At 71.6% G+C, this 16978-nt stretch carries 16 protein-coding genes; 3 read left to right on the top strand and 13 right to left on the bottom strand.

The features are described 5' to 3' along the window. Positions 1-66 precede the first annotated feature (66 nt). The 8 genes from ABZX85_RS30620 to ABZX85_RS30585 form a co-directional block, all read right to left on the bottom strand. Entirely contained in the window at positions 67-1155 is a 1089-nt protein-coding gene (locus ABZX85_RS30620; protein ID WP_355875492.1) for a hypothetical protein, read from the bottom strand. 75 nt (positions 1156-1230) lie between these two features. After that, positions 1231-1803, bottom strand: coding sequence for a MarR family transcriptional regulator (locus ABZX85_RS30615; RefSeq protein ID WP_355875489.1), 573 nt, complete (start codon positions 1801-1803; stop codon positions 1231-1233). Between the two features lie 106 nt (positions 1804-1909). Further along, positions 1910-2680, bottom strand: coding sequence for an SDR family NAD(P)-dependent oxidoreductase (locus ABZX85_RS30610; protein WP_355875486.1), 771 nt, complete (start codon positions 2678-2680; stop codon positions 1910-1912). 94 nt (positions 2681-2774) lie between these two features. After that, positions 2775-5210 carry a carbohydrate binding domain-containing protein gene (locus ABZX85_RS30605; RefSeq protein WP_355875484.1) on the bottom strand — a complete coding sequence of 812 codons (2436 nt, stop codon included), beginning with the start codon at positions 5208-5210 and terminating at the stop codon, positions 2775-2777. 69 nt (positions 5211-5279) lie between these two features. Then, on the bottom strand, positions 5280-6137 hold the full coding sequence (locus tag ABZX85_RS30600; protein WP_355875481.1) for a glycoside hydrolase family 43 protein: 858 nt from the start codon (positions 6135-6137) through the stop codon (positions 5280-5282). A gap of 106 nt (positions 6138-6243) precedes the next feature. Then, positions 6244-7092: a carbohydrate ABC transporter permease gene (locus ABZX85_RS30595; protein ID WP_355875478.1), complete on the bottom strand. Its 849-nt coding sequence runs from the start codon at positions 7090-7092 to the stop codon at positions 6244-6246. Positions 7093-7104: 12 nt separating this feature from the next. Next, positions 7105-7977, bottom strand: coding sequence for a sugar ABC transporter permease (locus ABZX85_RS30590; protein WP_355875475.1), 873 nt, complete (start codon positions 7975-7977; stop codon positions 7105-7107). A gap of 71 nt (positions 7978-8048) precedes the next feature. Then, positions 8049-9320 (bottom strand): extracellular solute-binding protein, encoded by a 1272-nt coding sequence (locus tag ABZX85_RS30585; protein WP_355875472.1) that lies wholly within the window; start codon positions 9318-9320, stop codon positions 8049-8051. A 335-nt stretch (positions 9321-9655) separates the two neighbouring features. Between ABZX85_RS30585 and ABZX85_RS30580 the strand changes: the two genes are divergently transcribed. Continuing rightward, the gene (locus ABZX85_RS30580; RefSeq protein WP_355875469.1) at positions 9656-10666 is read left to right on the top strand and encodes a LacI family DNA-binding transcriptional regulator; all 1011 of its coding nucleotides are present in this window, start codon (positions 9656-9658) and stop codon (positions 10664-10666) included. 6 nt (positions 10667-10672) lie between these two features. Here ABZX85_RS30580 and ABZX85_RS30575 read toward each other — a convergent pair whose 3' ends face one another. From ABZX85_RS30575 to ABZX85_RS30555, 5 genes are read right to left on the bottom strand one after another with little or no spacing between them, the layout of a single operon-like run. Further along, positions 10673-11467, bottom strand: a complete 795-nt coding sequence (locus ABZX85_RS30575; RefSeq protein ID WP_355875466.1) for a DUF4184 family protein — start codon at positions 11465-11467, stop codon at positions 10673-10675. A gap of 56 nt (positions 11468-11523) precedes the next feature. Beyond that, complete coding sequence (locus tag ABZX85_RS30570) at positions 11524-12381, bottom strand: hypothetical protein (RefSeq protein WP_355875463.1); 858 nt, start codon at positions 12379-12381, stop codon at positions 11524-11526. Then, positions 12378-12719 carry a PadR family transcriptional regulator gene (locus ABZX85_RS30565; protein ID WP_355875461.1) on the bottom strand — a complete coding sequence of 114 codons (342 nt, stop codon included), beginning with the start codon at positions 12717-12719 and terminating at the stop codon, positions 12378-12380. Before ABZX85_RS30565 ends, ABZX85_RS30570 begins: the two co-directional genes overlap by 4 nt. 42 nt (positions 12720-12761) lie before the next feature. After that, positions 12762-14036: a cytochrome P450 gene (locus tag ABZX85_RS30560; protein ID WP_355875458.1), complete on the bottom strand. Its 1275-nt coding sequence runs from the start codon at positions 14034-14036 to the stop codon at positions 12762-12764. Between the two features lie 19 nt (positions 14037-14055). Then, positions 14056-15402, bottom strand: a complete 1347-nt coding sequence (locus tag ABZX85_RS30555) for a glutamine synthetase family protein (RefSeq protein WP_355875456.1) — start codon at positions 15400-15402, stop codon at positions 14056-14058. A gap of 186 nt (positions 15403-15588) precedes the next feature. Here ABZX85_RS30555 and ABZX85_RS30550 point away from each other — a divergent pair, with 186 nt between their 5' ends. Further along, on the top strand, positions 15589-15777 hold the full coding sequence (locus ABZX85_RS30550) for a ferredoxin (protein ID WP_355875453.1): 189 nt from the start codon (positions 15589-15591) through the stop codon (positions 15775-15777). 4 nt (positions 15778-15781) lie between these two features. Beyond that, positions 15782-16978, top strand: a complete 1197-nt coding sequence (locus ABZX85_RS30545) for an FAD/NAD(P)-binding oxidoreductase (RefSeq protein ID WP_355875450.1) — start codon at positions 15782-15784, stop codon at positions 16976-16978.

The following is a 16978-nucleotide window of genomic DNA, read 5'->3' as shown; positions in this document are numbered from 1 at the left end:
TGGACGCGTGAGCACCCTCCGGTTCGCTCGCGCACCATCTCGTTACCGCCCTGTGACCAGCGGCTTCTAGCGGGCCGTCACGATCACGTACCCCGTCCTCTTCACCCGGCCGTGATGCGCGACCACCGTCACCGGATAGCGGCCGGGCTTCAGGCCGGGGCGGACGGTCGCCGTGCCGATGAAGCGGGGGTCGTCGCCGTCGGCGCCCTTGCTGTCGTCGTGCCGCAGGCGGAGGACCTCGGTGAACGCGGGGGACGTCGCGGTCAGCCGGGTCTCCTCGCCGGGGTCCGGGGACAGGTCGTGCCACATGACGGCGACCTGCTGCCCCGCCCTGACCCGGTACGGCGGATCGCCCTGCCAGTAGGTGTGGCCGGGCTCGTAGAAGTCCGGCCCGCGCACCTCGCCCCGGTAGTCCGGGTCACCCGGCCGGGACGCGCGGACCGTCAAGCTCCGCTCGGCGATGCGGCGGTCGTCGGGACCGTACAGCGTGAAGGTGTACGTGCCGTTCGCCAGCGTCGGCTTGAGCTCCGGGCGGGCCGAGAACGCGCGCGGGTTGTAGAAGTCGACGTCCTCGTCGTGCACGAGACGCACGGGTTTCGCCAGCGCGGCGGACCGTACGGTGAAGTCGGTGCCCTTCTCGCCGGGGTACAGGTCGTCGAAGGTGATCCACACCGGCTCGCCGGGGCGGGTGACGTCCGGGGACGCGGACAGGGCGAAAACGGGCCGCTGGGACCGTACGACCTGAATCCGGTCGCGCGCCACGACCCGGTCGTGGACCGTGACCGTCAGCGGGTACGTCCCGGGCCGGTCCGTCATCCGCAGCGCCCCCAGCGCCCAGTAGTGGTCGCCCTCCCACCGCAGCCGCACCGGCCCGCTCAGCGCCGACGAGCGGGCGACGACCGTGTCACCGCCCTCCGCGCGGCCGACCCCGTACAGCATCATGTGCACCAGCTCGCCGGGGCGGGCGTCGGTCTGGCCGTTGAGGATCAGCGAGGGCCTGTCCGCCGGGGGCACCGGGGCGGCGTCGGCGGTCTTGCGCGTGGTGTGCGCGGAGACCTCCGGACTCGGCGCCGTCTCCGCCCTGTTCGCCGTCGCGGTGCACCCGCACAGCACGAGACCGGCCGCTGCGACGGCCACGGCCCTGGACCAGTTCATCGTTCCCCCAGTAGGTCGGTCACCTGAGAAGAGGGGGAAACGGCGCTCTTGGTTACCTCCGGCCGCTGAAGGAGGTCAGCGTTTGGCGCGCCGCCCGCTGCGGCGGGGCGCCGGTTCGGCGCCGTCGAGGAGGTCCAGCCGGCGCTGTTCGCCCTGCGTCTCGACCTGGACGACGATCCGGCGCAGCGCGTCGGCGGTCGCGACGCACTCCTCGGGTGTCAGGGGGGCCGCGACGAACGCCTCCTCGGCGTTGAAGTCGGGGAACAGGCCCCGCATCAGCGTCTCGCCCTCGGGCGTGAGCGCGAGGAGCACCCGCCTGCCGTCGCTGGGGTGTTCCGTACGCCGCACCAGGCCCCGCGACTCCAGCGTGCGGGCGACCCCGGTGAGGGTGCCCTTGGAGATGCCGGCCTCCTCGGCTACGTGCCGGGTCTCCAGCTCGCCCTGAATCCACACCACCCACAGCACGACGAAGCCCGTCCACGTGAGGTCCGCGCCGCGCAGGACGGAGTTCTCGACATGCTGGCGGACCGCCGCCGCGGCTCGGTGGATGTTGGCGACGACCGCCATCTGTTCGTGCCGGATGGGGGTGTCGCCCAGTTTGGCGGCGACCAGCTTCTCGGTGTCGACGATCGAGCGGTGCCCGGTCACGGCGGTCCTTCCCTGGGCGACAGGAACGTTCGGGGTCAAAATATAGATGCAGTCTACCCGGGTCAGCCGAGGTGGATGTGTGCTGGTCGGATGGGTGCCGGCGGTCCTAGCGGGCGGCGAGCCGGCGCAGCACCGCCGCCGAGACCGGTGTGGGCAGGGTGCGCAGGACGCGGACCAGGGTCGCGGTGGGCCAGGGGAAGTACGCCTGGGCCGGTTCCCGCTCCAGGGCGCGGACGACGTGCCGGGCGGCGCGCTCCTGGGTGACCTGGAAGGGCTTGGGGAGGCCGTCGCCGTCGACGCGGGCGGTGGCGACGAAACCGGGGTGGACGGAGGTGAACCGGATGCGGCGGGGCGCCAGTTCGACGCGCGCGGTGTCGATGAGGGTGCGGGCGGCGGCCTTGGCGGCGGAGTAGGGGCCCTGGCGGGGGATGCCCATCAGGCCCGCGAGGGAGTTGGTGTGGGCGATGAGACCGCCGTCCGGCTGGCCGCTCATGCGGTCGATCAGCGGGACGAGGTAGTTGACGACGACGTCGTAGTTCAGGGCCGTGACGCGGGCCACGTCGGCGACGGTCACCTCGTGCATCGACATGTCCGGCCCCTGGCCCGCGTTGAGCAGGGCGACGTCGACGCCGCCGTACTGCGCGACGGTGGCCGCGACGACGTCGGCGGCGGCCCGCGGGTCGAGGGCGTCGGCGGGGAGGGCGAGACAGGAACTGCCCGCCGCGCGGACCTCGTCCGCGACCGAGGCGAGTTCGGGGGCGCGCCGGGCCGTCAGCACGATCCGGTTGCCGCCGGGGGCCAGGAGCCGGGCGACGTCCGCGCCGATGCCCGAGGAGGCGCCGACGATGAGGACGGTCCGGCCGGTGATGCGCGCCATGGTGTTCCTTCGCCCGCAGGGGAGTGGTGCGACGGACGGACCTTATCCAAGTGACAGGGCGGCGGGCCGAGGGAGCGGCCCGCCGCCGAGGGGATCAGGGGAGTCTGATCAGGGTGTAGTCGTCGCAGTACCCGGCCGACGACCCGGTGTTCTTGTAGCAGTAGACGCCCGCCGAGGTGGCGGAGGCGCCCGTGGTGAAGAACAGGGGCTGCTGCGCGTAGGCCGTGGTGGAGGTCCGCAGATACGTTTCCGTACCACCGAAGTCCTTCACCCCGACCGCCACTTCCTCACCGGCGGTCGCGACCTTCGCCCACCCGGTCACCAGGTAGGTCCCGGCGGACGACAGCCCGCTCACCGTCTGGATCGCCCCGCTCCCGGCGGGCGCCGTCTGGAGCGCGTACGTCCCGGTGCGGGCGTTCGACGACACGACGCTCGACGCCGTCCCCGTGCTCTGCCCCCACGGGCTCAGCGCACCGCTCTCGAACCCGGGGTTGGTGACGGCGTTGGCCGCCGAGGACAGCGGTTCCACCGCGAGGTCGTCGCAGTAACCCGCCCCGCTCCCGCCCGCGTTCTTCCAGCAGTACACGGTCGCCGAGGTGCTCGACGCACCGGTGGTGAAGAGGACCGCGGCCTGCCGGTACGACGTGGAGGCGACGTTGGTGAACGTCTCCGTGCCGCCGAAGTCCTTCACGCCGATCGCGAGGGTCTCACCCGAGGTCGCGACCTTGCCCCAGCCCGTCAGCAGATACGTCGTGTTGGCGCTCAGCCCGGTCAGGGCCTGGTTGACGCCCCCGCCGCTCGCCGCCGTCGTCAGCGCGGACGTCCCGGTGCGGGCGTTCGTCGAGGTCACCGACGACGCGTTGCCGCTGGCCTGCGTCCACGGGCTGAGCGCGCCCGTCTCGAAGCCCGCGTTGGACAGCAGGTTGCCGCCGGTGCCGTTGTAGGCGCCGATGTTGGGCGCGGCCGTCGCGGAGACGGCGTTGCCGTAGGCGTCCTTGCCGCCGTTGGAGGAGATGACGGCGCCCGCCCGGATCACCGGCGAGGAGGGGTGGACCTGGTAGGTGTTGACGCCGCCGCCGGGGTTGCGGAACTCGGGGTCGGCCGTCACCTTCGCGGCGTCGGCGGGCTCGGAGGACGGGTGGGTGCCGTAGAAGAGGTTGTTGGAGTAGGACGACGTACCCGTGGTGGAGAAGTAGCCGCCGGTGCCGTAGTTGAAGACCGCGTTGTTCTTGAAGGACAGCGCCCCGGAGATGCTGGAACCGGCGCGGGAGTACAGGATCGGGGTGTTGAGGCCGCTCTTGTTGACGTACAGGGTGTTGTTGTAGATCAGCGGGACCGCCGTCGAACTCCCGCTCTGGTTCGGCACCCCGCCGACGAAGTGGAAGACGCCGGTGCCGTGCGTCGGGGTCCCGGAGGCCGGGCAGCCCGCGTTGGAGCCGTCGTTCTCGCTGATGTTGTAGCGGATCACCGTCCCGTCGCTCGGCACGGTCGACGTCGGCTCGTTGGCGATGCTGAACGGCGGCATCACCAGCATGAAGCCGCCCAGGTTCTGGTGGCTGTAGTTGTACTGGAACGTGGTGTTGTGGTTGCCCCAGTCGACGTCGTAGCCGGTGCCGTCCGCGCCGTTGACGTGGCAGTACACCTCGTTGTTCTGGACGACCGTGTTGGAGCTGCCCGACATCCAGATGCCGGCCGAAGCCCCGTTGCAGTACTGGCCGGACGGCGGGCAGGTGTTCTTCGCGCCGCCGTAGCCCGCCTTGTTGCCGTCGATCAGCGCGCCGTCGTTCTTCACGACGAGGATGTCGTCGGCGCCGTCGTAGGTCATCGTGTTGCCGCGGATGACCGTACCCGTGGTCAGGCCGGTGCCCTGGCCGTCCCCGTCGGGGGTGACGGCGACGGCGATCCGGTCGACGTGGTCGAAGGTGTTGTTCTCCACCACGACGTCGTCCCACGTGGAGACCGGCGTGGTGTGGTTCGTCTGGACGCCGACGCCCGCGTTCGTGGCGTACCAGCCGCCCGGCCAGCCGCTGATGTTGCGGATGGTCATGTCGTGCACCCGGATGTGGTGCAGGACGCCGCCGGAGCTGTTCTCCGCGAGGACACCGGAGCGGTAGGCGGGCGAGGAGGCGGCGTTCGTCAGCTCCAGGCCGCCGATCTCCCAGTACTGCTGGTTCACCAGGTGGATGACGGGACCGGTGGCGCCGTTCGCGTTGATGACGGGCTTGGCGCCGGTGCCGTACGACCCCATCGTGACCGGGCTGCCGGAGGCGCCCGAGCCGCCCGGGGCGAGCTGGCCGGTGCAGGTGGTGCCGGCGGCGAACAGGACGCTGTCACCGGGGCCGAACGTCGTGCCGTTGACGCCGGCGACCGAGTTCCAGGGGCTCGCCTGGGTGCCGGTGCCGTTGCTCGCGGCCGAACAGTTCACGTAGTAGGTGGTGCCCGCCGCGAGCGCGGTGTGGGCCGGGACCAGGAGTGCTCCCGCCATGGCGGCGAGGAGGGCCAGAACGCGTGCCGTTCTGCGACGCTTCATCGCGACGCTCCTTGCTGGGTGATCGAATTCCCCGTGCCACGGGTCGCGGCACGGGATTCCGTGGCCGCGCTACCGCGCGGTGAGCGAGTGGAGGGCGGGCGTCTCCAGGACCGACGCGTGCCGCATCCCCGGCGGCAGCCCCAGGGAGACCGGCTCCCACTCGGTGCCGTCCGTGCTGCGCGCCGCCCCGTACCGGCCTTCGAGGAAGTGGTCGAAGATCATGATCCAGTCGCCGTCGCGCCGGAACAGCGACGGCCCCTCCACCACCGACGGCGAGACGGGCCCGAGCGACGGGGCGAACGGCCCGCCGGGCACGTCGAACGTGGTGAGGTGGATGTCCTTGTGGGCGGTCGTCAGGTCGTTGTCCCCGCGCTCGTCCTTGTACGCCATGAGGAAACCGCCGCCGTCCGCCTCGCGCACCGTCGCGTCGATCACGGAGTGCCCGGGGTCGAAGAACAGGGCGGGCGCCGAGAACGTACGGAAGTCCTCCGTGGTGCAGTGCCAGATGCGGTGGTCCTGCGAGACGTGCTCGTAGTCCTGGCCCTCCGCCGAGGTGCCGGGGGCGACGACCGACGACCACACCAGGTGGTAGCGCCCGGAGGCGCGGTCGAGGAAGAACTCCGGCGCCCATGCGTTCTGCGCGCCGTCCACCTCGGCCATCACGGGGATCAGCCGCTGCTCGGACCAGTGGACCAGGTCGGCCGAGGTGGCGTGCACGATGTACGGGCTCGTCCAGCCGTCGGTGGCCAGCAGGTGGAACAGTCCGTCGGGGCCGGCGCCGATGAACGGGTCGCGCAGCCGGCCGGTGCCGACCGTGCCCCGCAGGACGGGCCGGCCGCCGTCGACCGCCGTGAACTCCTCGCCGTCGAGGCTGTAGGCCAGGTGCAGCGCCTCGTCGGCGTCGGTGAAGTAGGAGACGACGTACATCGGTGGGGGGTCCTTCCAGGACGGGCGTCAGGGCGCGGCGGGGCGGCCGTACGGCGCGGCGCGCGGACGGCGGGGGAGAGACAGGGCGAGCGTCAGGGGGGAGGCGTCAGGACTTGACGGCGCCCGCGGACATGCCGGCGACGACATGGCGCTGGAGGAAGACGAAGATCAGCAGCAGCGGCGCCACCCCGAGCAGCGCGGCCGGGAACAGGGTCGTCGGCTGCACGGTGTGCGGGTCGATGAACGAGTACGCGTTCACCATGACCGTCCGCTTGTCCGGGTCCTGGAGGAACACCAGCGGGACCAGCAGGTCGTTCCAGACCTGGAGCGAGACGAACGTGAGCAGCGTGCTGGTGATCGGCCGCAGCAGCGGGAGGATGATCGTGAAGAAGGTGCGCAGCGCGCCGCAGCCGTCCAGCGCGGCGGCCTCCTCCAGATCCGCCGGGATCGAGCGGATGAAACTGGTGTAGAAGAACACCGCCACCGGCAGGAACATCGCCGTGTAGACGAGGACGACGCCCGCGTAGCTGTCCAGCAGGTTCATGTCCCGCATCAGCAGGTACAGCGGCGCGACGACCACGAACACCGGCACCGACGTGCCCAGGATGAACAGCCGGTACACCCACGCCGACCAGCCGCGCGTGATCCGCGCCAGCGGATAGCTCGCCAGCGAGCCGATCACGGTGATGCTCAGGCAGGAGAGCCCGGTGATGAGCAGGGTGTTGAGGGCGCTGCGGCCGTAGTGGATCTGGCTGAACGCGTCCGAGAAGTTCTTGAAGGTGAAGGAGTGGGGGATGCCGAGCGGCGCCCGCGCCACGTCGGCGGCCGTCCGCAGCGAGGTGACGATCGTGAACAGGAACGGCAGGACGAACACCAGCACGCCGAGGCAGAGCAGAATCGTTCCCGCACTGGACAGGGCCCGCCGCCAGGGGCTGGGGAGAGAGGTCGAGGTCATGGTTGCCGCCCGTCAGATTCGTCGCTCGCGCAGGCGGAGCAGTGAGGAGGTGGCGCTGGACAGGACGACCACGGTCACCAGGAGGAGTACGGAGATGGCGATGCCGAGGGCGAACTTCCCGCCGCCGAACACGTTCCGGTAGACGAGCGTCGTCAGCGTCTCGGTGGACCCCGCCGGGCCGCCGTTGGTCAGCACGAGCGGGAACTCGAAGACCTTCAGCGAGCCGATCAGGCTCAGCGTCACGTTCACCGTCAGCGCGGGCGCCAGCATCGGCCACTCCACGCTCCTGAACCGCCGCCAGCCGCCCGCCCCGTCCACCGCCGCCGCGTCCAGCAGCTCGGTCGGCACGCTCATGTACCCGGCGAGGAAGATCGCGCAGGAGTAGCCCGCGAACATCCAGATGTTGACGGCCGCCACCGCGTACAGCGCGGTCGAGGTGTCGCCGAGCCAGACGTGCTCCAGCGAACCGAGGCCGAGCAGCCCGAGCATCGCGTTGATGCCGCCGTCGGGCGCGAACAGGTACGACCAGATGAACGCGGCCATCACCGGGGAGACCAGCGTCGGCGTCAGCAGCACCACGCTGAGCGCCTTCCTGACCTTCGGCCGGCGGAACAGCATGCTCGCGAACAGCAGGCCGAGCCCGTTCTGGGCGACCACCACGACCGCCGCGTACAGCACGGTGTGCCACAGGGCGGCCGTCACGTCCGGGTCGTCGGCCATCGCCCGGTACTGCTCGGTGCCGACGAAGTTGGCGATCGGCCCGCCGAGGCTGTCGGTCATGCTCAGATAGACGCCGCGGGCCAGCGGGTACAGCGTGAACGTGCCGTACACGACGATCGCCGGCAGCAGGAAGGCGGCCATGGTGGCACGCCGTCGATGGAACACGGGATTCTCCTCATTTCCCGAGGCGGCCGGGGTGTCCCGAGGGAGCGCACCCCGGCTGGCCGGGTGGGGTGCTACTTGGCGGAAGCCGCGGCCTGGACGTCCTTCAGCGTCTGCGCGACGGACGCCTTGCCCAGCAGGTACGCCTGGATCTTCGAGCCGATCTCGGTCTCGGCCGCCGCGCCGTACCAGGAGTTCGACGGCAGGATGCGGTAGCGGCCCTCCTTGAACGCCGTCGTGAACGCGGTCGTCTCGGTGGCCTCAGGGGTCGTCCCGCCGGTGAACGGCGACTCGGCGTGCTCGGCTTCGAGGAACTTCGCGAGGTTCGCGCTCTGCGACCAGAAGTCGACGTACGCGCGGGCCGCGTCGGCGTGCTTGGACTGGGAGTTGACGCCCCACATCGTCCCGGAGAACAGCATCCCGTTCGGCTTGGTGCCCGCCGCGCCGCCCGGCCAGGGGGCGAACGACACGGGGAACCCGGCCTTCGCGACGTTGGAGACCTGCCAGGCGCCCTGGTACCAGAACGCGCTCTTGCCGGCGCTGAAGTCCTGCGGGCCCTGCGCCCACTCGTCGACCCCGAGCTCCTTCTTCCAGTCGACGTACCCGGCCGCCTCCAGCGCCTTCAGCTGGTCCAGCGGCTCCTTCCAGTCGGAGGCGAAGGACGCCTTGCCGCTCGCGAAGTCCGCGTCCCACGCCTTGTTCTTCTGGTAGACGGTCGTCGAGCCGCTCGCCTGGAACACCGAACTGCCGGTCCAGCCCGCCTTGTCGGGCAGCGAGATCGGGTCGATGCCCGCCTTCTTCAGCTTGCCGAGAGCGGCGAGGAACGTCGGCCAGTCGGCGGGGACCTCGGTGATCCCGGCCTTCTTCAGGAGGTCCATGTTGGCGTACATGCCGATGCCGATCAGCTCCATCGGCATCGCGTACGTCTTGCCGTCGGCCTGCGCGAAGGGCTTCGCGTCGGGGGCTATCCGGCCCGACCAGGACTCCTTCGAGAGGTCGGCGAGGTAGCCGGAGGCGGCCCACTTCTTCATCTTGTCGGTGTCGACCATGATGACGTCGCCGGCCTTGCCGCCCAGCAGTTCGGGCTGGAGCTTCTGCGTGTAGGTGTCGTTCGCGGTGATGTACTCGAAGTCGACCTTGATCTTCGGGTGGGCCTGCTCGAACGCCTTGTTGATCTCGGCGACGTTCGCGGGCTCCGCGCCGCCGCCCTTCCACGCCTCCACGTGGAGCGTCACGGTGCCGTCCGCGGAGGTGCCGTCGGAGCCGTCCCCGCCGCACGCGGCCAGCGACATGGCCAGCGCGGCGACCGAGGTGGCGAGCGCGACGTATCTCCCAGAATGCTTCATTGCATACCTCACCCATCGTCGGCACACACCGACTTGTCATGTCTCAAGGGATTAGGGGTGGTTGACCGGGCCTGCCTGTCTCCGTGTGGGTAACAGGACCGATGCGAGCGGATGAGCCGGTGGGCCCGAGTTGCGGCGTCTGTTACGAGCCGATGGACGGGGACTGTAACGCAAAACTTACGCGACATCTATACGTAACTTTCCGTGGCCGAAGTGTCCCGCTGTGGATGCTGTGTACCGCTTGCCCGCCGGGGATTCCTCTGGTGTCGACCGCGCCTTATCGTTACAGTTTCCCGAGAGTTACGACGCGGGCGGACCGGACGAAGGAGTGGGACGTGGCAGGGCGGGTGACCATCGCGCAGGTGGCCGAGGAGGCCGGTGTCTCCGCGATGACCGTGTCCAACGTCGTCAACGGCAGGCCGGGGGCCTCGGAGGAGACCAGACGCCGGGTCATGGAGGTCGCCGACCGGCTCGGCTACCGGCCCAACGTCTCCGCCCGCAACCTCAAGGCCGGCCGCAGCGGGCTCATCGGCCTCATCGCCCTGGACCTCACGAGCCAGTACGGCCTGGAGATCCTGCGCGGCGTCGCCGACGAACTCGCCAGCACGGAACAGGAGTTGCTCGTCAACGCCTCGTACCACGACGCGGTGCGGGAGAAGGACCGCATCGAGTTCCTGGGCCGGGGCCTCGTCGACGGCGTCCTGCTGATCGCCCCCGTCCTCGAGAGCGAGACGGTCGACCTGCTGCGCCGCCAGCACGTCCCCTGCGTCATCATCGACCCCCGCCGGATGGACGTCCCGCTGCCCCGGCTGACCGTGGACAACTACCACGGCATGCGCGCCGGCACCCAGCACCTCATCGACCTCGGCCACACCCGCATCGCCTACCTGCGCGGCGACGAGGACCTGGAGAGCACCTCCGTCCGCTTCCAGGGCTACGAGGACGCGATGCGCCTGGCCGGCCTCAAGGTCGACGAACACCTCGTCGCGTCCTGCGACTTCACCTACGCCTCCGGATTCCGCACCGCCACCCGCCTCATCACCGACCACGCCCCCACGGCGATCGTCGCCGGCGCCGACCTCCTCGCCCTCGGCGCCATCGACGCGGCCCGCGCGCTCGGCCTCGACGTCCCCTCCGCGTTCTCCGTCGTCGGCTTCGACGACCTCCCGCAGGCGTCCCAGAGCTTCCCCGGCCTCACCACCGTCCGCCAGCCCCTCCACGACATGGGCCAGAAGGCCGCCCGCGCCCTCCTCACCCTCATCGACGGCCAGAAACTCCTCATGGAGCACATGGAGGTCGGCACCGAACTGGTTCTGCGCAACTCCACGGCGCCGCCGCCGAAGTAGGCGGGCTCAGACTCCGCGTACGACCGCCCTGCGGCCCCACCACGCGACGACGTACAGCGCCAGCACCCCGATCAGCACGGCCCCCGCGCCCTTCGCCGCGTCCGACAGCGCCCCCTCGACCACCTCACCCGCCGACAGCCCGCCCGGAGCCTGCGGCCCCGCGAGCCACCACCACGCGTGAGCGACGGCCCCGACGACCGCGACCCCGGCGACGGCGAACAGCGCGCGGCGTCGCGCCGTACCGAGGTCGCCGCCCTGGAGCGCGGCCCGCCTGCGCCACGCGTACACGCCGATCGCGGCCAGCCCGCCGACCGTGCTCAGGTGCTGGAGGGCCCGCGCCCAGGTGAGGCCGCCGATCATGGGTGAGGTGAGCCAGGGGGTGTGGGCGACCACGAAGCCGTCGTGATGGGTGAAGGCGTCCCAGAGCAGATGCGTGGCGATGCCGATCACGGCGGACAGGACGGTCCACGCCGCTCGCCGGGTCGTCGCCCCGCCCGTCCGGGGGCGCGGTGCGGGGGTGGGCAGGGGGAGCAGGGACGCCAGCGGGCGGTGGGCGGTCCGGGCCAGCAGCCACAGCGCGAGCGCGTACGGCAGGGAGACGGTGAGCGCGCCCGGGACGCCGTGCGTGGTCGTGGCGTTGAGGAAGGGCTCGTACCAGGACTGCGCGCCGACCGGCAGGCCCAGCACCCCGACGAAGTACGGCATGTCCGGGGCGACGGCGCCCGCGACCAGCGCGGTCCGGCCGAACGGGCGCCGCAGCAGCGGGAGTACGGCGGCGGGGTGGGACAGGGTGAACGGCATGGCGATCCTCTCGGCGGACCCGATAGTCCGTCGAACGGAATGCTACGTCAAACTGACTATGTGGTGAGCTTCGGGCCGAGCAGGGCGAGGAGCAGCAGGACGGCCGCCGCCGCGCCCCACCCCGTCGTGTACGCCTGTGCCAGCAGCAGCGGAGACGCCAGCACCACGGCCGCAGGCGCACGCCCGCTCCCCGGCCCGCCCCGCCGCGCGAGCACCACGCCGGTCACCCCGAGCACCACCAGCGGCCAGCACCCGTAGTCCGTACTCACCCCCGGCACGGCATGCGCCTCGACAGCCGCCCGGGGCACGACCACCAGCGCGACCACCGCACCCGCCACCCCCGCCCGCCCCGCCGCGAGGCTCTCCGTACGCCGGTCCGGCGGACACGCGAGCACGACGGCGGCCGTCAGCACCGCCGCCCCCGGCGTGACGACCGGATCGCCGTACGCGGGCCCGCTGAGCACCGCGCCCGCCGCGAAGGCGAGCAGCCCGGCGACCGTGCAGGGCACCCCGAACCGCCACCGCCCGGCCAGCGCGGACGCCGCCCCCGCGAGGACGGTGAACGACGAGACGAGCAGGACGCCCCAGGCCCCCGACAACTCCTCGCGGAGCTGCATCCCGAGCGGGGCGGGGGAGATGGTGAGGGCGATGTAGCAGCGCAGGAGATACAGGCCGCAGGCCGCCGCCGAGGCGGCCAGGGCGAAGGGGTGGGCCAGGGCGAGGAGCCGGGCGGCGGGGGTGGCCGAGCCCAGTCCCGTCCGCGTCCGGATCGCGTGCGCGGCCAGCGCGGCGGCTTCCCGCAGTCGTGCGTGCAGTGGCTCCCCGGCGGTCATCTCCCGGTAGGTCGCCGCGATCTCCCCGCCGTGGGCCTGCCGGTAGGCGGCGGGGTACAGCCGCAGGACGTGCTCGATCACGCGCCGGCCGCCGACGGCCGTGCGGCGGACAGCCGCCGGCCGGCCTCCCGTGCCGTGGCGGCGAGCCGCTCCGCCTCCGCCGCCAGCCGCTCCCGGCCCACGGGAGAGAGGGTGAAGATCCGCCGGGCCCGCCCGTCCACGACCTCTTCGCGCTCGACGTCGATCAGCCCGTCCGCCAGCAGCCGGTCCAGCGCCCCGTACAGGGCGCCCGTCCGCAGCGTCACCCGGCCGCCGGTCATCGCCTTGACCTCCTGGGCTACGGCGTACCCGTGCCGGGGGGCGTCCGCGAGGGCTGTCAGCACCAGCAGGGTGGGTTCCTGCATCACACGTTCGGTCACGCCAGGACGATAGTCACTCCGGCGGACTGTCTCAACAAAGGGTCAGGCGAGCGTCACCTCCACGGGCAGTTTCTTGATGCCGTTGACGAAGTTGGAGCGCACGCGCGGGACGTCCCCGGCGAGCCGGATGTCCGCGAGCCTCGGGATCAGCTCCTCGAACATGATGCGGATCTCGGTGCGGGCGAGCAGGTTGCCCAGGCACAGGTGGGGGCTGCCCTTGCCGAAGGTGACGTGGTCGTTGTCGGCGCGGGCGACGTCGAAGTCGTACGGGTTGCCGAAGACCTCCTCGTCACGGTTGCCGGAGGCGAACCACATGACGACCTTGTCGCCCTCCTTCACGCGCTTGCCGCCGAGTTCGACGTCGCGGGTGGCGGTGCGGCGGAAGTGGTAGACGGGGGAGGCCCAGCGGAGGAACTCCTCGACGGCCGTGGGGATCAGGGAGGGGTCCTCCTGGAGGCGGGCGAGCTGCTCGGGGTGCTGGAGGAGGGCCAGCATGGAGTGGGTGATGGTGTGCCGGGTGGTCTCGTTGCCGGCGACGACCAGGAGCAGGAAGTAGTTGTCGAAGTCCTGCGGGGAGAGCGGGATTCCGTCCCTGGGGGTGGAGTTGACGAGGAGCGAGACCAGGTCCGTGCCGTCGCCGCCGCGCCGTTGCCGGGCCAGTTCGCGGCCGTAGGCGAAGACTTCGAGGGAGGCGGGGGAGCGGAAGGGCAGGTCGCGGTACTTCTCGCTCTCCTCGCTGCCCAGCAGGACGTCGGCGTAGTCGGGGTCGGTGTTGCCGATGATGCGGTTGCCCCAGTCGATGAGCTGCCGGTTGTCCTCCGGGGGGACGTCGAGGAGGCGGGCGAGGACGTTGATGGGGAAGTCGGCGGAGATCTCCTCGACGAAGTCGAAGGTCCCCTTGGCGAGGGCGTTGTCGAGGGTCGTGGCGGTCAGGCCGCGCAGGAAGTCGGCGTAGCTGTTGATGACGTTCGCGCCGAACCGCCGTTGCAGCAGGGAGCGCAGGGCGCGGTGGCGGACGCCGTCCAGCTCCAGGATCGAGGCCCGTTTCTTGATCTGGTCGTCGTCGACCTCTTCGAGGTTGACGAACCTGGTCGAGGTGAACGTCTCGGCGTCGCGGTCGACGCGCGCGATGTCGGCGTGCCGGGTGACCGCCCAGAAACCGGAGCCCGGGGCGTCCTCGGGCTGCCAGTGGACCGGGTCCTCGTGGCGCAGGGTGTGGAACATGCGCCACGGGGTGGTGCCGTCGGTGAAGTGGTCGAGGTTCGCGAGGTCGACGTCCGCGAGCGGGAAGGGCGGGAAGGGCTGCGAGTCGGTCATGGGGTGGGGCTCCTCGGGGTCACAGGTGGTAGGCGTACTCGGTGAACTCCCAGTCGGTGACGTGCCGCCCGAAGCGTGCGACCTCGTCGCGCTTGTACGTCAGGTAGGAGGCGGTGAAGTCCTTGCCGAGCACCTCGGTGAGCGCGGTGTCCGCCTCCAGGGCGTCGAGCGCGGCCGGCAGGGTCGTCGGCAGGGAGGGTGACTTGGTGCTGTCGTAGCCGTAGCCCTCCAGCGGCGCGGGCGGCTCCTCCTCGGCGAGGACGCCGAGCAGGGCGGCGGCGATCGTGCCCGCGATCAGCAGGTACGGGTTGGCGCTGGCGTCGCCCAGGCGCAGTTCGAGGCGGGCGCCCGCGCCGCGCTCCGGGGGGACGCGGATCATGGCGCTGCGGTTGTCGAGGCCCCAGTCGATCAGCCAGGGGGCGAGGGTGTCGGGGCCGAAGCGTTTGTAGGAGTTGACGGTCGGGTTGGCGAGCGCGGCCAGCGCGGGCGCGTGCGCGAGGACCCCGGCGATCGCGTGCCGCGCGGTGGCCGACAGGCCGTACGGCTCCGACGGGCCCGCGAAGGTGTTGGCGCCGTCGTCGCCGGTGCAGGAGAGGTGGAGGTGGAAGCCGGAGCCGCCCGCGTCGTTGAAGGGCTTCGCCATGAAGGTGGCGAGGCGGTTCTCCTTGCGGGCCAGTTCCTTGACGGCCGACTTGAAGCGGAAGGCGCGGTCGGCGGCCGTGAGGGCGTCCCCGTGGGTCAGGTTGATCTCGAACTGGGCGCCGTCGAACTCGTGGTTCCCGCTGGTGACGCCGATGCCCAGGTCGCGCAGGAGCCGCAGGGTGCGCAGCAGGTGGTTGTCGCCGTCGGCGCGCAGGCCCGCCGTGTAGACGACCCCGGCCGCCTCGCTGTAGCGGCGCCAGCCGCCGTCCGGGGCCGGGTCGCACAGGAAGTACTCCAGCTCCGGGCCCACCACCGGGCGCAGCCCGTGCTCGCGGCACCGGTCGACGACCGCTCGCAGCAGGTCGCGCGGGGACTCGGGGGCGGGCGCCCCGGTGGCCGGATCGGTGACGTCCCCGAGACAGGCGGCGACCCCGGGTTCCCAGGGCAGCGGGGTGAGGGTGGTGAGGTCGGGGCGTACGGAGATGTCGGGCAGGCCCGCGTCGAGCCCGCCGGGGACGGGGACGACGTCGCCCTGGGGGCTGGTGTGGTAGACGGCGCGGCAGAAGGCGAGGCCGTGGTCGCAGGCCGAGGGCAGGTGGTCCAGGAGGACGTCCCGGGCCCGCTCGGTGCCGATGAGGTCGGGGTAGGTCACGCGGACCACGTCGATGCCCTCGGCGGCGAGCCGTGTCATGTGGTGCTGGACGTGTGGATCGGCTGACGTCACCGGAATCTCCTCAAGACACGCTGCGGCGGGGCAGCGGATCAAGTTGTTTGGTGCCAAACGGTATGGAGGGGCCGACCGCCGCGCAAGGGGTGGGCCGCAGAAATTTATCCATCTGGATAGCCCTTGACCAGGGCCGCGGGCGTTCCTATCTTGTTTGAAGCCAAACGAGTTCGAGGAGGAACGGCCATGAAGGTCGTCGTCGACATGAACAAGTGCCAGGACCACGGGCAGTGCGTCTTCGCGGCCCCCGACGTCTTCTCCTTCGACGACGCCGGACACCTGGCCCACGTCACCGACCCCGACGACACACTCCGCGAGGAGGTCGAGGAGGCCGCCGACGTGTGCCCGCTCCAGGCCATCCGGATCGAGGACTGAACCGGTGGACACCACCGCCACCGCGGTGATCGCCGGCGCCTCCATGGCCGGCCTGCGCGCCGCCGAACAGCTCCGCGCGGCCGGCTGGACCGGGCCCGTCACCCTCGTCGGCGACGAGCCCCACATGCCCTACAACCGGCCCCCGCTCTCCAAGGAGGTCCTCGCGGGCGAGGCGGCCTTCGAGTCCCTCGCCTTCCGCCCCCGCGCGAGCGTCGCGGACGTCCACTGGCGCCTGGGCACCCGGATCACCGCCGCCGACCTGGACCGCCGCACCGTCACCCTCGACGACGGCGACTCCCTGCCCTACGCGGCACTGGTGATCGCCACCGGGATGCGCCCCCGGCGCCTGCGCTGCCCCGGACCGCTCACCGGACGCCACACCGTCCGCACGATCGACGACGCCCGGGGCCTGCGCGCCGCACTCACCTCGCCCGGTGTGCGCGTGGCCGTGGTCGGCGCCGGGTTCATCGGCTGCGAGGTCGCCGCCACCGCCGTCGCGCTCGGCGCCGCCGAGGTCACCGTCGTCGACCCGCTGCCGCTGCCCATGATCGGGCCGCTCGGCGGGCTGCTCGCCGGGAACCTCCTCGCCCGCCACGAACGCTCGGGCGTCCGGTTCGCCCTCGGTGCCGGGGTCACCGGGTTCGAGGGCGACGACCGGGTCACCGGCGTGGCGCTGTCCGACGGGACGGTCCTGCCCGCCGACGTCGTCGTCGAGTCCGTGGGATCGCTCGCCAACACCGAGTGGCTCGACGGCAACGGCCTCGACCTCACGGACGGCGTCCTCACCGACGGACACCTGAGAGTCGGCGGCCGTCCCGAGGTCGTCGCGGTCGGCGACGTCGCCCGCTTCCCCAACGCCCGCTACGACGGCGTACCCCGCCGCGTCGAGCACTGGTCCATCCCCACCGACACCGCGAAACACGCGGCGCGCGTCCTCACCGGCACCCAAGGGGAGCCCTTCGCGCCGCTGCCCACCTTCTGGAGCGACCAGCACGGCTTCCGGCTCCAGTCGTTCGGCGCCCCCTCCCTCGGCCTCGACGACGTCCGCGTCCTCGACGGCGACCCGGACGGCGACGTCCTCGCCGGCTACCACCGGGCGGACCGGCTCGTCGGCGTCGTCGCGCTCGGCGGACCGAAGACCGTCGCGAAGGCCGCCCGCTTCCGCGCCGAACTGCTGAACCAGCCCGCCCTCACCGCGTAA

Origin of the sequence: Streptomyces sp. NPDC004539, assembly GCF_040610055.1 — a bacterium.
GTDB lineage: Bacteria > Actinomycetota > Actinomycetes > Streptomycetales > Streptomycetaceae > Streptomyces.
This window is presented reverse-complemented; position numbering and strand designations above follow the sequence as displayed.

Bases quoted from the DNA above. Each gene is read 5' to 3' on its own strand.
- ABZX85_RS30620 (WP_355875492.1), bottom strand. From the start codon at position 1,155: ATGAACTGGTCCAGGGCCGTGGCCGTCGCAGCGGCCGGTCTCGTGCTG.
- ABZX85_RS30610 (WP_355875486.1), bottom strand. From the start codon at position 2,680: ATGGCGCGCATCACCGGCCGGACCGTCCTCATCGTCGGCGCCTCCTCG.
- ABZX85_RS30605 (WP_355875484.1), bottom strand. From the start codon at position 5,210: ATGAAGCGTCGCAGAACGGCACGCGTTCTGGCCCTCCTCGCCGCCATG.
- ABZX85_RS30600 (WP_355875481.1), bottom strand. From the start codon at position 6,137: ATGTACGTCGTCTCCTACTTCACCGACGCCGACGAGGCGCTGCACCTG.
- ABZX85_RS30595 (WP_355875478.1), bottom strand. From the start codon at position 7,092: ATGACCTCGACCTCTCTCCCCAGCCCCTGGCGGCGGGCCCTGTCCAGT.
- ABZX85_RS30585 (WP_355875472.1), bottom strand. From the start codon at position 9,320: ATGAAGCATTCTGGGAGATACGTCGCGCTCGCCACCTCGGTCGCCGCG.
- ABZX85_RS30575 (WP_355875466.1), bottom strand. From the start codon at position 11,467: ATGCCGTTCACCCTGTCCCACCCCGCCGCCGTACTCCCGCTGCTGCGG.
- ABZX85_RS30560 (WP_355875458.1), bottom strand. From the start codon at position 14,036: ATGACCGACTCGCAGCCCTTCCCGCCCTTCCCGCTCGCGGACGTCGAC.
- ABZX85_RS30550 (WP_355875453.1), top strand. From the start codon at position 15,589: ATGAAGGTCGTCGTCGACATGAACAAGTGCCAGGACCACGGGCAGTGC.